This is a genomic window from Nostoc sp. 2RC, from assembly GCF_014222165.1.
GTDB lineage: Bacteria > Cyanobacteriota > Cyanobacteriia > Cyanobacteriales > Nostocaceae > Nostoc > Nostoc linckia.
The window spans coordinates 1-15,511 of sequence record NZ_JACKZU010000188.1; the positions used below are offsets into that span (position 1 = coordinate 1).

10 protein-coding genes are annotated in these 15,511 nt (G+C 40.8%); 5 read left to right on the forward strand and 5 right to left on the reverse strand.

The annotated features are described in order from the left end of the window. The first annotated feature begins 394 nt into the window (after positions 1-394). Both GNE10_RS20245 and GNE10_RS20250 read left to right on the forward strand, forming a co-directional pair. On the forward strand, positions 395-1,447 hold the full coding sequence (locus GNE10_RS20245) for a hypothetical protein (RefSeq protein ID WP_221642920.1): 1,053 nt from the start codon (positions 395-397) through the stop codon (positions 1,445-1,447). 131 nt (positions 1,448-1,578) lie between these two features. Then, a complete protein-coding gene (locus GNE10_RS20250) occupies positions 1,579-2,421 on the forward strand; it encodes an HAD-IIB family hydrolase (protein WP_185566702.1) in 843 nt (280 codons plus the stop codon). Positions 2,422-2,500: 79 nt separating this feature from the next. On the opposite strand, the gene GNE10_RS20255 is transcribed toward GNE10_RS20250, so the two are convergent. From GNE10_RS20255 to GNE10_RS20265, 3 genes are read right to left on the reverse strand one after another with little or no spacing between them, the layout of a single operon-like run. Next, entirely contained in the window at positions 2,501-2,737 is a 237-nt protein-coding gene (locus tag GNE10_RS20255) for a hypothetical protein (RefSeq protein WP_185566703.1), read from the reverse strand. A gap of 15 nt (positions 2,738-2,752) precedes the next feature. After that, positions 2,753-3,967: a DUF790 family protein gene (locus GNE10_RS20260; RefSeq protein ID WP_185566704.1), complete on the reverse strand. Its 1,215-nt coding sequence runs from the start codon at positions 3,965-3,967 to the stop codon at positions 2,753-2,755. Continuing rightward, positions 3,897-5,534: a DEAD/DEAH box helicase gene (locus tag GNE10_RS20265; protein WP_185566705.1), complete on the reverse strand. Its 1,638-nt coding sequence runs from the start codon at positions 5,532-5,534 to the stop codon at positions 3,897-3,899. Before GNE10_RS20265 ends, GNE10_RS20260 begins: the two co-directional genes overlap by 71 nt. A 106-nt stretch (positions 5,535-5,640) precedes the next feature. Here GNE10_RS20265 and GNE10_RS20270 point away from each other — a divergent pair, with 106 nt between their 5' ends. Together GNE10_RS20270 and GNE10_RS20275 are read left to right on the forward strand one after the other, a co-directional pair. Continuing rightward, positions 5,641-6,936, forward strand: a complete 1,296-nt coding sequence (locus GNE10_RS20270; RefSeq protein WP_185566706.1) for an adenylate cyclase — start codon at positions 5,641-5,643, stop codon at positions 6,934-6,936. A 121-nt stretch (positions 6,937-7,057) separates the two neighbouring features. Continuing rightward, positions 7,058-9,187 carry a tetratricopeptide repeat protein gene (locus GNE10_RS20275; protein WP_185566707.1) on the forward strand — a complete coding sequence of 710 codons (2,130 nt, stop codon included), beginning with the start codon at positions 7,058-7,060 and terminating at the stop codon, positions 9,185-9,187. Between the two features lie 176 nt (positions 9,188-9,363). Here GNE10_RS20275 and GNE10_RS20280 read toward each other — a convergent pair whose 3' ends face one another. Beyond that, complete coding sequence (locus tag GNE10_RS20280) at positions 9,364-11,790, reverse strand: endonuclease MutS2 (RefSeq protein ID WP_185566708.1); 2,427 nt, start codon at positions 11,788-11,790, stop codon at positions 9,364-9,366. 526 nt (positions 11,791-12,316) lie between these two features. Further along, positions 12,317-13,033 (reverse strand): heme oxygenase (biliverdin-producing), encoded by a 717-nt coding sequence (locus GNE10_RS20285; protein ID WP_185566709.1) that lies wholly within the window; start codon positions 13,031-13,033, stop codon positions 12,317-12,319. An 882-nt stretch (positions 13,034-13,915) separates the two neighbouring features. Here GNE10_RS20285 and glmM point away from each other — a divergent pair. Continuing rightward, positions 13,916-15,385: a phosphoglucosamine mutase gene (gene glmM, locus GNE10_RS20290; protein WP_185566710.1), complete on the forward strand. Its 1,470-nt coding sequence runs from the start codon at positions 13,916-13,918 to the stop codon at positions 15,383-15,385. The last annotated feature ends 126 nt before the right edge of the window (positions 15,386-15,511 follow it).

A 15,511-nucleotide genomic window follows, 5' to 3' on the forward strand; every position in this document is an offset into this window, starting at 1 on the left:
ACCCCCAAGACCGCGCTGGCTCACCTTTTCCCCAGACCCAATGCCGAGTTAAAAATCGTTAACCGAGCAGTATTGCCTCCACTCATACTTTTGGCTGCGTCCTCTGCGGTTGAATTTTCCCTTACCTGTGCATCACATCAGTCCTGCCAATCTTTGCACCAGTGTTTTAAATCCCCACATAAATCACTAATTCAAAACTGAAAAGCTTGACTAAATTTCCTAAAAATGCATTTTTGAGATGTATTTTTATTTATTAAAAGTATAAAAATAGCTCTTTAAAAGAGAACTAAATTGATTTTCTGGAATTCTACTCTGTGCATTTGTAGGTTTGTACAGACAGGAAACACTACACTTCCAGAAATGAACATTAGTTTTACCTTTTGCTCCTGAGCTGTTGAATTTAGTACAACATTTCCAGGAAAATCAACCAAAAGATAATACACTAATAATATACCCCGACCCTCCTTTAGCAGATAATGAAATTAACTTACTCAACTCACTAAATCCAAAAATCAAAGCTTTGACTCCTTCCTTTCCTGTAACTTCAATTGCTACAAATCATCCGAAAAAGCCTCTTTCAGGCAAAGTTATTGGTATTTCTATTTCTAATAGTCCCGATTTAGAAAAGCTTGGTTTTAGCAATTATCATCTCAAACGTGCCTTGCTCGAAATTAGTCGTCATTTACTTGCTCAAGGGGCAAGCATAGCATACGGTGGCGACCTCCGCCCAGATGGTTTTACGCAGAATTTAATTGAGATGGTCAAAGCCTACAATCATCAGGAAAATAATCAGCCTGAAAAGAAAATATTCAACTTTCTTGCTTGGCCAATACATTTACAAGCAGACGTTAATTGGCAGGCAGAGTATAAGAATGAAGTTTCAATTGAAGCAATTCCCCTACCAGAAGATATTAAGCAACAACCTTTTGATATTGAGGATGAAACTTTCCTGAAACCAGAAGGCAAAGAAAATTGCTATGTTTGGATGCGTTGTCTTACAGCAATGCGAGAAGAAATGGCAAAAAAAATTGACGCCAGAATTATTCTTGGAGGTCAAGTTACTAATTATAAAGGAATATTTCCGGGTATTGCTGAAGAAGCAGCATTAACACTAATCAATGATAAACCTTTGTTTGTGTTAGGTGCATTTGGTGGTTGTGCTAAGGCGGTGGGACAAGCTTTACTAGGAGATACTCCAATGGCATTGACATGGGAAGGGCAAGCTGCCCAAAGTCCTACTTATGCTGAGACTGTTGAATTTTATAACGAGCGTTCTCTTCTTGGTTCTCCTCATTTACCTATTGATTATAATGCTTTAATTAAAATTTTTAATGAAGCAGGTTTTCACGGTATAAACAAGTTAGAGGAATCAGAAAATAGAGCTTTATTTGAAACAGAAGATTTAGATGAGATGATTTACTTAATTTCAAAGGGACTTCAAAGCTAAAAATTACAATGTATACAGCCTAAACCACATTGAAATTGCATATATGGAGCGACCTATAAGAAATGTATAATTTCAGATTATGCAAAATAGATGTGGTTGAGATTAACAAAATAAAATGACTAAATAAATATATGAAATATTATCATAATAATATAAAATTCTTACCTTATATTCATCAACCTAAATACATTGTATTTACAGATTTTGATGAAACTTATCTGGCTCACCAAAACCAAGAGTGCCATCAAAAGGATCAAAATGAACTAGAAGAGTATTTATTAAATCATACTTACGAAAAACAAATTATTTTGGGTTGGGTTACCGGCAGTAGTTTAACTTCAGTATTTTCAAAAATCAATAAATATGGTTTAAAAGTATTACCTCATTTTATTGCCAGTAGTTTGGGTACTGAACTAACTTACTTCAATGAAAAACAATATGGTGAAAAAGATAAACAATGGGAGAACAATCTTAAAGAAACTGGATTTTCAGAAAAATTCGTTAATAATTTAGTTAATATTTTAAAGTCAGATGATATTCACTTGATACCACAACCTCAAATAGAAGATTCTTGCTTCTTGAAAAACTACTATTACCATCAACGAAACAAAGAACTTGATTCACAGGCTTTATTGCAAATCAAAAATATAGCTAACAAGGCTGGCATCGCAGTGAATATTAGCCAATGCAATCCCTTATGTGGAGACCCAGAAAATTGTTATGATGTGGATTTTACACCTGCGGGCACAGGGAAAAAAGATATAGTTAATTTTATTTTAAAACAGACAAATATTAACTATCAAAACTCTATAGCTTTTGGCGAAAGTGGCAATGACATTGAAATGTTGCAAGCGGTTGAACATGGTTATTTAGTAGGAAATGCCACAAGCGAAGCTAAAAAATTACATTCTCGAATAGAAGAAAATGAATACACTAAAGGAATATTATCTGTATTAAAAACACTTATCAAATAAGTCAATCTAGTAGTGTGTTGCATTAATTTTGGAATTACCAGCATAAACTAAAATATTTGTATCGATGAAAACAGAGTTATTAGTCGTTTGCATAAAGGTCTTCTCTGCGGAAGGTTACACTTTCCGAGACTAATCCTACAGAATAGGCGGAAAATTTCAGGGGTGCTTTCTTTTGTTTGTTCTTTTCTTCTTCAGTCAAAGGCTTTTCATTAATTACTATTACCACCTGATGTTCGCCCTCTAGAATATCCAATGGTAACTGCGCTGTAATTTTACCATCTTTGCTAACTGTGGCAATTGTTTCTATACTTTTCATCTCATTTTTCCTTGTTTAATCCATCACAGCTAACACTGCTTTTGGCAATAATTTATCTTTAAACCAAACAATTCTTGCGGGAACATCATTTAATTTTACTCCCGCTTTTTCTAAATTTAGTCGCTCGGAAATTGCCAAAATTAAATCATCACGTCCAGCACGCCGCACTTGAGAAAACTTTTTTTGTAAATATTCTGGACGCCAATAACCAACAATTTCTAATAAAAAGCTACGTCCATCTGAATGCACTAAGCGAAAATCTGGAATCATCACACTACCAGGAATTGGTATTAAATCAACTTCTCTCTCCAATGCCCAGCCACTTTTTAAAGCATCCCATTTATCAGCGAAGGATGCTTCTAGCATACTATCGTAGGGCTTTCCTGGTGGATAATGAGATACTAAACCGCATTCGGAATTGAGTGTAAAACGTCCAGTTTTCCAAGTATTTGTATAGGCATCGCGAGTTTGCAGAATGGAAGAAAGACTCCATTTTGTCACGTGGAGTAAAGCGGGGATGAGTTTGGCGATCGCTAACCCATATCGCGTACTAGGATTAAATAAACTCGTCGGCCCATCTATGGTAATTGTAAATCCGTGGTCGGCATCACCTTCAATATAAGCCATCAATTGAAATAACTTTAAATAGCGAAACAACAGCTTATATTCTCCCGGTACATTGCGGTGAGCATTTAACACTAACTGACTCGCTTTATAAAAAACCCCTTGTACCTGAGATAAGTTATAACGATTTAACAAATCTGATGGTACTGGTGCATCAAAAACCGTCAAAATTTTATTCTCAGCTAAATCAGCATATAATCCATTGCGGACTTGTTCCGGTAAAACTTCCCGTTCTAGTTCTTGAGTTAATTCATTAGCAATTTTATCCAAAGTAACTTGTGTAGATTCCCGACTCGAAACAGACTTCGCCGCCAAAGAAAACACCCTTTCTCTTAACATTTGTGGTTCCAAAGGACTAACCACCTCAAAAGTACAAAAACTGCTTTTGAGAATATAAGCTAATCCCCGCTTCACTCGATAATCCGTTGAATCTCCTTCAAAATCAGTCAGTTGTCGCTCAAGCATACCCTGAGTTTTTCCCACCGTTGATTGAAAATAACTAATTAACTCCATCGCCAATTCCGAAGTTTTATTGTCAATCTTCAGTCTCTTCGGAATAATCTCCTCCCCGTTTTGGCGATGCATCAATAACTCTGTCGGTAACATCTGCTGAATTTTGGATTTTAGATTTTGGATTTTGAATTGAATAATTTATTTCTAACTGTTCCGCCGCCTTCAAACTTTTTCCCTTCCCACTTCCATACACAACCTGCAAATTCCCCTTCTTCTCCCCGCGTCCCCCGAAGTTCAGATCGCCGGAAGCCGGCGCTCTGACTTCTCTTTGCGTCTCCCCATCCCCGCGTCCTCTTTCCCCTCTCCGCCTCGCCGAAGTCCCCTCTTCACTGGTATCCTCTGCCACCACCTCATACAAAATCGCCTGCTTATTCTCAATATTTCCCTTCCTTAAAACCCTCCCCAAACGCTGAGTATACTCCCTAGCCGAACCAGTTCCCGATAGAATAATTGCCACAGTTGCCGCAGGTACATCAACTCCTTCATTTAACACATGGGAAGCCACCAAAGTGTTATACGTACCCTCCCGAAATTTTGTTAATATTTCATGCCTTTCTTTCACCGGCGTTTGATGAGTAATTGCTGGAATTAATAACTCTTGAGAAATGCGATAAACCGTAGAATTATCAGCAGTAAAAATCAAAATTCGTGCTGGATAATGTTCTGCCAATAAATTAGCTAAAATTCGCAACTTGCCATCAGTACCCAAAGCAATATCTTTGGCTTGACGATGGGCTAACATGGCTCTACGTCCAGCTTGGGATTTAGCACTCATTTGCACGAACATTTGCCAACCTTGCAGACTCCCTAAGGAAATGCGAGATTGCTTTAAAAAGTCGTTGCGAGTTTGAATTAATTGGTTATATCTTTCTCGTTCTTGTTGCGATAACTTCACCTTAATTTGCACAATTTCGTGTTCTGCTAACGCCTTCCCCGCCAAATCCTCAGCGCGTTTGCGATATACTTCTTGACCGATGAGAATATTTAAATCAGCGTGTTTGCCATCGGTGCGTTCTGGTGTGGCAGAAAGTCCCAAGCGATAAGGTGCGATCGCATATTCCGCAATCACCCGATTAAAATCTGTCGGTAAGTGATGACACTCATCAAAAACAATCAAAGCATATTGATTTCCTATGGCTTCGGCGTGAATTGCCGCACTATCATAAGTTGCCACCAAAATAGGCGTTTTATCCCGCGAACCACCCCCCAGCAATCCCACCTCCGCATCCGGGAAAGCCGCCACTAAATGTGCATACCACTGATGCATTAAATCCAAAGTCGGGACTACAATCAGCGTCGTGCGGGGGGTTGACTGCATGGCCATTTGTGCTAAATAAGTCTTTCCCGCCGCCGTGGGAAGCACAACCACCCCCTGCCTACCTCCCAGTTTCCAAGCCGCTAAGGCTTCACTCTGGTGGGGATAGGGTTCCATTTCTAAACTAGTAACCAAATCTAAAGGATAAAATCCCTTTGCTTCATCGATAAAGTTCACATCTTCCGCTTGCAGTGCTTCCACAAGCGATCGGTATTTAATGGCCGGAATGCGGAATTTTTCCACTCGATCGTCCCATGTGGCATAGTCCATCCAAGCTTTGCCGCGTGGTGGTGGATGCAAAATTAATGTGCCGCGATCGAAAGTTAACGTTGGGGTACGAACCATAATTGTTGGGCATGGGGCATTGGGCATGGGGCATGGGGCACATAAAACTCCTAATTCCTAACTTTTAACTCCCCACTCCCTTGATTACTAATAACGTAAAAAGTGCATGATTCATCCAAGTCACTCTGATAAAACTCAATTAGATGCCCTCATGAGTCAAGGAATATCCCATTGGCAAATGAGCAATGGCCAAGGCCAATCCTACGAAGAACAGCGGCAGCGCTTTCTAGTGAAGCGATTGCAATTACAAGCTCAAATTATGTTGATTTCTGGCTTGACTTTGACTGCTTTTTTCCTTTGGGTAAATTCACAGGTAGAAGGCAAAATATATGCCTTGAAAATTAGTTTTATTGTAGAATTATTCATTTTGCTTTGTTGGGCTTTATGTAAAACCTCTATAGGTCGCCGCCATCCAGATTTAATTTTTTTGAGTTTATGTTGGTCTGTAACTTGTGTTGTTCAAATAGACCTAGCATTGTTATTTAATAATCTCGAACCTAGAAACAATCTTTGGAATTTAATGTTTTTAACTCAAGCAACACTCGTGCCGGTACACTGGTGGATGCATTTAGTATCACAAGTCGGGACAATTATCTGTTATTTGAGTTTGTATTTTTTATATAATCCCACACTCAAAAATCCCTTAGATTTTTATGTCGAACACAGTATATATCTTTTTTGGACTTGCATCATTTGTGTTTTTTCTGTTTATTTATACGAACGGTTACAAAAAAATGAATTCGACGCTCGCAAAGCAATGCAAGTAGCACAGCAAAAATCAGAACGCCTGCTACTGAATATTTTGCCAGAAATGATTGCCGAACAACTAAAACAACAGCCCACAACTATTGCTGATAGCTTCATGGAAGTAACAGTGTTATTTGCTGATATTGTTGGGTTTACAGAACTTTCAACTCGCACATCTCCTAGTGCATTAGTTAATTTATTAAATACAATATTTTGTTTATTTGACCAATTGGCAGAAAATCATGGAGTGGAAAAAATCAAGACCATTGGTGATGCCTATATGGCCGTTGCTGGTTTACCAAATCAGTCTCAAAACCATGCCATAGCCATAGCTAACATGGCATTAGATATGCAAAATGCCGTAACTAAATTTAATGCAGAAAATAACCAATCTTTTCGCATTCGTATCGGCATCAGCACCGGCCCAGTAGTCGCAGGAGTAATTGGTTTGAAAAAATTTGCCTACGACCTTTGGGGAGATACAGTCAATACAGCCAGCCGCATGGAATCCCACGGCATTGCAGGTAGCATCCAAGTTTGTGAAGCAACTTATCAACTTTTAAAAGATAAATATGTATTGGAAGAACGAGGTTTAATTAAAGTGAAAGGGAAAGGGGAAATGATGACTTATTTATTAAAAGGAGTTGGGAGTTAGGAGTTGGGAGTTAAGAGTTGGGAGTTGAAAGTTAAGAATTATTCTCCCTCATCCCCCTCATCCCCTTAACCTGTGGCAGAATCAAAATCAGATCGCATGGCACTTATACTAGGCAAACGAGATGTTGGGAAACACACTTGTTGGAAGATACCAAATTATTAGCAACTTGGGAGGTGGGGGTTTTGGTGAAACTTTTGTTGCTTATGATACTCAATTACCTGGTTCGCCTCAATGTGTGGTTAAGAAACTCAAGCCTCAAGCAGATGACCCAGTAACTTTGGAAACAGCGAGGCGTTTATTTGATACAGAAGCTCAAGTTCTGTACAAATTAGGTACTCACGATCGCATTCCTCAACTTTTAGCTTATTTTGAAGAAAATGCCCAATTTTATCTGGTACAGGAATTAATTGAAGGCCGCGACCTCAGTCAAGAAGTAATACCAGGAAAAACCTGGAGTCAAGAGGAGGTGATTTCACTTCTAGAAGAAATTTTGACCATTTTAGAATTTGTCCATCAACAGAACGTAATTCACCGCGATGTGAATCCGCGAAATATTCTCAGACGGGTTGCTGATGGCAAGCTCATCTTAATTGATTTTGGTGCAGTCAAACAAATTGCTACCCAAATTATTGCTTCCCAAGATTCAACTAAATGTACTGTTGCTATTGGAACGCCTGGATATATTCCTAGCGAACAAGCTCACGGTACGCCAAAATTAAGCAGTGATATCTATGCCACAGGGATAATTGCTATTCAAGCCCTGACTGGATTATCTCCTGAAGAAATAGTCAAAGATCCCGATACTAATGAAATTGTCTGGCAGGATAAAACCACGGTAACACCAGAATTTGCTCAATTTTTGGATAAAATGGTGCGCTATGATTTTCGACAGCGCTATTCTTCAGCAACAATAGCATTAAAAGCACTAAAAGAATTGTCACAACCGCCGGCTGAAACAATAGCATTGACCCCGATTTTGCCAGCAAATAAGATAATAAAACCTCAACCAAAAAAAGGTTTATTATCCAAATTGCTATTGGCAATATTTTTGTTTAGTGTGACTGGAGTTGTATCAGTATTTATCTTGAATCATGTTAATTCTAAAAATGCCATAGAATTATCTAAACAAGGAAATACGCTTTTTGATTTGCAACGTTATCAAGAAGCATTAGCAGTATATGGAAAAGCAGTTAATATTAGACCAGATTACGCCCAAGCATGGAATGGTCAAGGCAAAACGCTATCGCAATTAAAAAAATATCAAGATGCCTTAGCAGCCTATGACAAAGCAATTCAAATCAAGCCAGATTACTTAGAAGCTTGGGTTGGAAGAGGTTTGGTGTTGGAAAATCTACAGCGATATCAAGAAGCGATCGCTTCTTTTAACAAAGCCTTAGAACTAAATAATCAAAATACCCAAGTCTGGAATGCCAAAGGAGACGTTTTAAGTAATTTAAAACAATATGACCAGGCAATTGAATCCTATGAAAAAGCCCTGGAATTGAAATCAGATGATTTTGAAGCATGGTACAAAAAAGGCTTAGCCTTGCAAAATCTCAAACGATATAGCGAAGCGATCGCCGCTTATGAAAAGGTCGTTGAATTTAAACCAGATTACGTTTCAGCTTGGTACAATTGGGGAAATGCTTTAGTCAATTTACAACGCTACCGAGATGCGTTTACAGCATATGACAAAGCAGTACAATATAAGCCAAATTTTTATCAAGCTTGGTTATCTAGAGGTAATATCCTCATGAATTTACAACGTTATCCCGAAGCAATTGAATCTTTTAACCAAGTAACTAAATATAACCCCAGCAATTATCAAGCATGGTATAACATAGGATGGTCAATGCATCAAAGTCAACGTTATGACGCGGCAATAGAATCATATAATAAAGCAGCAAATTTTAAGAAAAACGATTATCAACTTTGGTATAATCTGGGAAATTCACAATATAGTTTGCAAAAATACGAAGATGCCATTGCATCTTACGATCGCGCAGTTCGCTATAAACCAGACCATTATCAAAGCTGGTATAGCAAGGGCAATGCTTTATTAAATCTACAACGCTATCAAGATGCCATTCTTGCTTACAACCGAGCGATAAAATATAAACCTGATTACCAACAAGCAATCAACGCCCGCGACCAAGCCCAAATCCAACTGCAAAGTGAAAAATCAAAGCCTTTAATTGTGCCAATTATCCCAGTTCCAAATCCCACCAATTCACCACCAACTAGACCGTAGACTTCTTGTAGAAGTCGGGAAAAGGGTAAGGGGAAAGGGGGAAAGGTTTGGTATTTTCCCTTTACCCTTTAACCCCTTCGGGGTTCGCCAGTCGCTCATGGGGAAACCCCCAAGACCGCGCTGGCTCACCTTTTCCCTTTTCCCAAAAGAGTCCAAAAAGCGCTTTTGCAAGAGGTCTAATTTATATGTGCGATAGTAACACCACTCCCGCCATCTGCTTGTTCTGCGGCTTCGTAGCTGTTAACTCTGGGGTGCTGGTGCAAAAAGGCGTGGACGCCTTGTCGCAATTTGCCAGTTCCGTGTCCGTGAATAATCCATATCGGGCCTGTGGCTTCTGAGATGGCTTTATCAAGAATAAATTCGGCATCAGCTACGCGCTTACCACGCAAATCAACGGTGTTTCGCGAGGTGCGAATTGCTGGGACGTTTTGCGGTGGTGGTGTAACTGTGGCTGGGGCTGGTTTGGGTTTGACGATTGGTTCAGCTTTTTGCCCATCTAAAGATTCCACATCTTCCAGCTTCACAGTCATTTTCATCAGCCCAAAGCGGACGCTTAACTCGCCATCTGCGTCAGGTGCGGTTAACACTTCTGCTGTTTGTCCCAATTTGGGAACGCGGATGCGATCGCCTACTTTCGGCATAAACCCAGGTTTTGGTTTTGCTGGGGTTGCTGGCTGATATTGCTGGGCAATTTGATTCAAGGCGTTGGTTGCTTGCTGGGCGTCTTGGGCTGTGGGTGTACCTTGTTGCAGGCGGCGAATCACTTGGGCAATTTCATGTTTTGCTTGGGCGATGGCTTGTTGCACTGCTACTTCCTGTGAAGCCCGCAAAGCGCCCTCCCTTTCTTCCAAAGCCGCAGCTTTAGCAGAAACTTGTTTATATAAACGTTCCGCTTCCTGCAATAAATTTTGAGCTTCCGCAGCTTTAGTTTCCTGGCGACGGCGTTGGGCTTCCAAGCCAGCAATTACTTGATTAACTTCATCTGTTGCTTCTCCCACTTGGGTTTTCGCCTGTTCTACCACCTCTGGTTTTAATCCCAAGCGCAAGGCAATTGTTAAAGCATTAGAACGCCCAGGTATGCCCCACAACAAACGGTAAGTAGGTGAGAGAGTACTTTCGTCAAATTCTACAGAGGCATTTTCAAAGCGCTCATCTTCATATTTCAGGGCTTTGAGTTCGCCGAAGTGAGTGGTGGCAATAGTTAGCTGGGCGTGATTAGCGAGATATTGTAACAAAGCAATGGCCAAGGCACTACCCTCTACTGGATCGGTTCCTGCACCAACTTCATCGAGTAAAACTAGGGAAGAAGACGGGGTGATGTTAGTATTCTCCGCGTCTCCCTGTCTCCCTGTCTCCGTGTCTTCTCCCAACGCTTCCAAAATCCGACTAATCCGACGGATGTGCCCAGAGAATGTAGATAAACTTTGTTGTAAAGATTGTTCGTCACCAATATCTGCCAGCACTTTGTCAAACCAAGGAATTTCCACTGGTTCGCGGGCGGGGACAAATAAACCCACTTTAGCCATCAATGCTGCTAACCCCAGAGTTTTTAAGGTGACAGTTTTACCGCCTGTATTTGGCCCGGTAATTGTCACTACCCGAATGTGGGGACTAATAAGTAAATCCACGGGAATTACTGGCTGTCCTTGTTCGTGTTGTTGCTGCCACACCAAAAGGGGATGCCGCAAGTTCCGCAAAGTAACCATTTCATTGTCTTGCGGCTGGATGAATCGCGGCGGGTTGGCTCCTAGCCAATAACTATATCGAGATCTAGCGGTTGCTAAATCCAAAGTGGTGACAATTGCTAGCAACCTTTCCAAATCTGGTTTAACTGCGGCTACTTGTTCTGTCAAAGTCCGGCGAATTGCTTCTTCTTCCGCTTGCTCTCTTCTGATGATTTGCCGCAGTTGGTTGCCTAGAGGTACGATGGAATTCGGTTCGATGTAGAGCGTCGCACCACTAGTGGAGGTATCGTGAACGATACCGGGAATAGCGTCTTTTTGGGGTGCTTTGACGGGGATAACATAGCGATCGCCCCGTTGGGTAATAATCTGTTCTTGAACTGCTCCAGATTTAGCTTGTATTATATTTTGCAGCTTTTGGGTAATTTGCGTGCGTAATCGCCGCAGATCTGTGCGAATATCGCCCAGTTTTTGACTGGCGCGATCGGTTACCTGTCCGCGTTCGTCGATACAGCGGTGAATTTCCTGTTCTAGTTCTGGATAAGTCCGCAAATCGGCAACCAAATCAGCGAGTATTGGCAAATCTTCCTGATTGTCAATGACACGGCGTAAATTTCTTGCACCAGCTAGGGTAGTGGCGATCGCTAAAAGTTCATCTCCAGTCAAAATGCCGTTGCGTTCTGCTCGTTCTAGGGAATCACCAATATCTTGAATTCCCTCAAAGGAAATTCCTGTAGTCAGGCGACTTTCCAGTTGATACACTTCTTTCGTTTGCTGTAACAACTGTTCGCTTTCTACCCGAAAATCAGGTATTTTCAGATGACGCGCAGCTATAACCCCCAGTTTCGTTGCCGCAAAGGTGGAAAGGTGTTGGCACAGACGATGCCATTCTAATAATTCTAAGGTTTCAGATTGGATCAAGGTTTCAACGTCTAATCTGAAATTATCGTAACAATTCTAGTCCCTTGATGGCTAAATCTTAAAGGATAAAATATTGTGGGGACTTTTCAGTGATGATTGATGACTGTTGACTGTTGACTGAAAAAGCAGGATTTATTCTCCTTCCCTTGTCTGGCTTGTCTCCCCATACTTCTCTGCGAGAGGGTGCGCCAACGGCTCCGCTCAGTACAAGTCTCCCCATCTCCCCAATGCCCAACATAACTGAGGGACAATCTCCCCATGCTTGCTTTCACAAATTAAAAGCACTCACAGGGCTATTGCCCCTAAAATTTTGAGCGTTTTGCCGCTCAGTATTTTCACACAAAGAATTGTGAATTATTTTTTATCCAGCTATTTGCACTTATGACTCCACACTCCACACTCCGCATCTATTACTCAGCGTTGATTATACCAATTTGAAAAATGATTGCCACAGTCTGGATAGCCAAAAAGCCGATTTACTGACTATTTCACAATCAAAATCTCAAATCCAAAATTCAAAATGGTATTACTCAGCTGTGGCAAGTTCAGTACTACCACGTGCGCGACGCCGTGTGAGGCTGTTGTACAACATAACACCGATGGCTTTGATCAAATTGCCTTCTAATTCACTGAACATCTTCATGTTCATCCCAAAGGCGGCGTTAGCTTCTTCCACAATGCGATCGCCTGTGGCATCATCTAAAGGTAATTCATCCAAATTTTGGCGATATTTGGCTTTGAATGCCTTTTCATCAGAAATATCTGCAAATTCATAGAAGGCGGTACCTTGGCTATCAGACAAATTCATTGCGGTGACGGCAATGCCTTTGAGAATTTGTCCCCCAGATAAGTCACCCAGATAACGAGTATATGAGTGAGCAATTAACAATTCTGGTTCTGTAGCAGATACTTCCCGAATCCGCTTTACATAAGCTTCACCTGCGGGAGATAGTTGAATTTGCTCTCTCCAGTTGGCACCAAAGTAATAACTCAAGTCTTGCTCTAGGGTATGCTTGCGGTTTAACTGGGGAAAGTAAATTTTAGAAACAATAGGATGCTGGCGGTGCTTTTCCATCTCCTCTTCCATCGCTGAGTAGATGAAGTAGAAGTTAGCAACTAGTTTCCGGTAAGAGTTTTTCTCCACTACTCCTTTTAAAAAGCACTTGACAAAACCAACATTTTCTGCCATCGTGTGGGCTTTTTTCGTACCTACACGTAATTTGGTTGCTAAATTGCTGCTCATACTAAATTTCTCAACTTTAAAAGTCAACTGCCGGAGTTTTAACTGACCAAAAGCTAAAAAGGCCATTAAAACGTTACCTTAAAACTATTTGATGAGAATTTATATTAAAATTCTTTAAGCTAATTAATTTTCGTAGTATTTTACACAACAAATTCAAAAATAATTGAAGAAGAATTCAGGAGTCAGAATTCAGGAGTAAAGCCAAAGACGCTCCGCCAAGGCGTCAGAATCAATTAGTGGGGGATTCAGACCCGCCACTAATTGTTCGCGTAGCGTCTCCCCTTGGGAGAAGACCACTAAATCGTTCGCGCAGCGTCTCTGAAAGAGAAGATTTAGTGGTCTTCAACCCGATTATTCATCCGCCACTCGTACACAATTCATTCTGAATTCAGACTCCTGACTCCTGAATTCTGTTTGATAAAACTGTTCTATTAATTAAGTATTACTTAATATTTTTAGGTGATATTTGCAACTCATCTTTTAAAAAGACATTAAGTATGAACTAATACATCAGGAACTCCAAAAAATCAATTATTCCAATTTATGGACTCAACATGACTGTATCTCCTGCTTGCTTTGCTGCTCCCTATGCAAAATGCGATGGAATATTTTTTTAGTTGGAAGTTCCGTATAAGAGGCCAGATTTAAGATAGAGGGCATAAGAAAAAGAATTAGTTAAAATAAGTAAACTTTACTTACCAACGTAAAAACCAATACTGATTTTATGAAATATTTACAATTCTATTCCATTTCTTTAAGTAGTTTTACTTAAAATTAAGTTTGTCTGAAGCAAATTTATCAAAAAAATAAAGAATGCTGAAATTGTTAAATCTGGTTTCAAGTGCTATTTTTTTTGTTTGTTGTGTGGAGTGTTAAAAAAATATGGTTTCATCTGTAACTCGGACATCAGGCATTGCTGGGAATTGTGCCTCCGAAGCGAATGGATTAGGCAAAGGCATTGAAAGCAGTTTTGCAGTGAATTTACTACCGCTACCAGCAAATCCATTATTTGGCACAGATGGTATTCGGGGACGAGTGGGAGAATTACTCAGTGCGCCTCTAGCATTGCAAATTGGGTTTTGGGCGGGTATTGTTTTGCGTAACCATGCCACTAGCGTCGGGCCGGTGATTCTCGGACAAGATTCCAGAAACTCCAGCGATATGTTGGCAATGGCTTTGAGTGCTGGGTTAACAGCAGCTGGGTTAGAGGTTTGGTATTTGGGATTGTGTCCTACTCCTTGCGTTGCCTATCTCACGAGTATCAGTGATGCCATTGGTGGAGTGATGATTTCTGCTAGTCACAATCCTCCAGAAGACAACGGAATTAAGATTTTTGGTGCTGATGGCGGGAAGTTACCCCAACAATTGCAAGCAGAAATTGAAGCGGGACTGCGTGGGAAGATATCAACTGCTGCTACCCACAGTAATTGCGGAAGACATTACTCGCGTTTGGAGTTAATCGATTATTACAGCCAAGCTTTGAAAAAACCCTTAGATGGCAACTTCAATCTTGAAGGAATGAAGATTGTTTTAGATTTGGCATGGGGAGCAGCAGTAGGATTAGCACCAACAGTATTTACACAGATGGGTGCAGAAGTAATTTGCTTGCATAATGAAGCAGATGGCGATCGCATTAACGTTGACTGCGGTTCCACCCACTTAGATATTTTGGCAGCAACAGTACAAGAACACAACGCTGACATTGGCTTTGCCTTTGATGGCGACGCCGATCGCGTCTTAGCAGTAGATAATACTGGCAGACAAGTTAACGGCGATTACATTCTCTACCTTTGGGGACGCCACCTCCAACAAAAGCAACAACTCCCAGACAACTTGATTGTGTCTACAGTCATGGCTAACTTGGGCTTCGAGAAAGCTTGGCAAGAAATTGGTGGTAAGTTGATTCGTACCGCAGTGGGCGACCAATACGTGCAAGCCGAAATGCTGCGAACAGGGGGAATGCTAGGTGGGGAACAATCAGGTCACATCCTTTGCCGTCATTATGCCGTAACTGGGGATGGTTTATTAACAGCTTTACATATAGCAGCTTTAGTAAAACAAACAGGTGTTTCCCTAGCAGAATTAGTAGAGCAAAGCTTCCAGACCTATCCTCAATTATTGCGGAACGTGCGAGTTATAGACCGCGATCGCCGTTTAGCATGGAAAGATTGCCAACCTCTACAAAAAGCCATCGCTCTTGCCGAATCTGCAATGGGTGATTCTGGTAGAATTCTAGTCCGCGCCTCTGGTACAGAACCAGTAATCAGAGTTATGGTAGAAGCCGCCAACGCCGAACTTACCAACCACTGGACAAATGAACTAGTTTCAAAAGTTCAGCAATACATAGCATAAACTAAGTAGGGCATGGGGAAAAGGGTAAGGGGAAAAGGGGAAAGATTAAATTTATTCCTTTCCCCTTTAACCTTTTCCCTTTAACCTTTTCCCCTGCCTCCCCTGCTTCCCCGGCTTCCCTAGTCC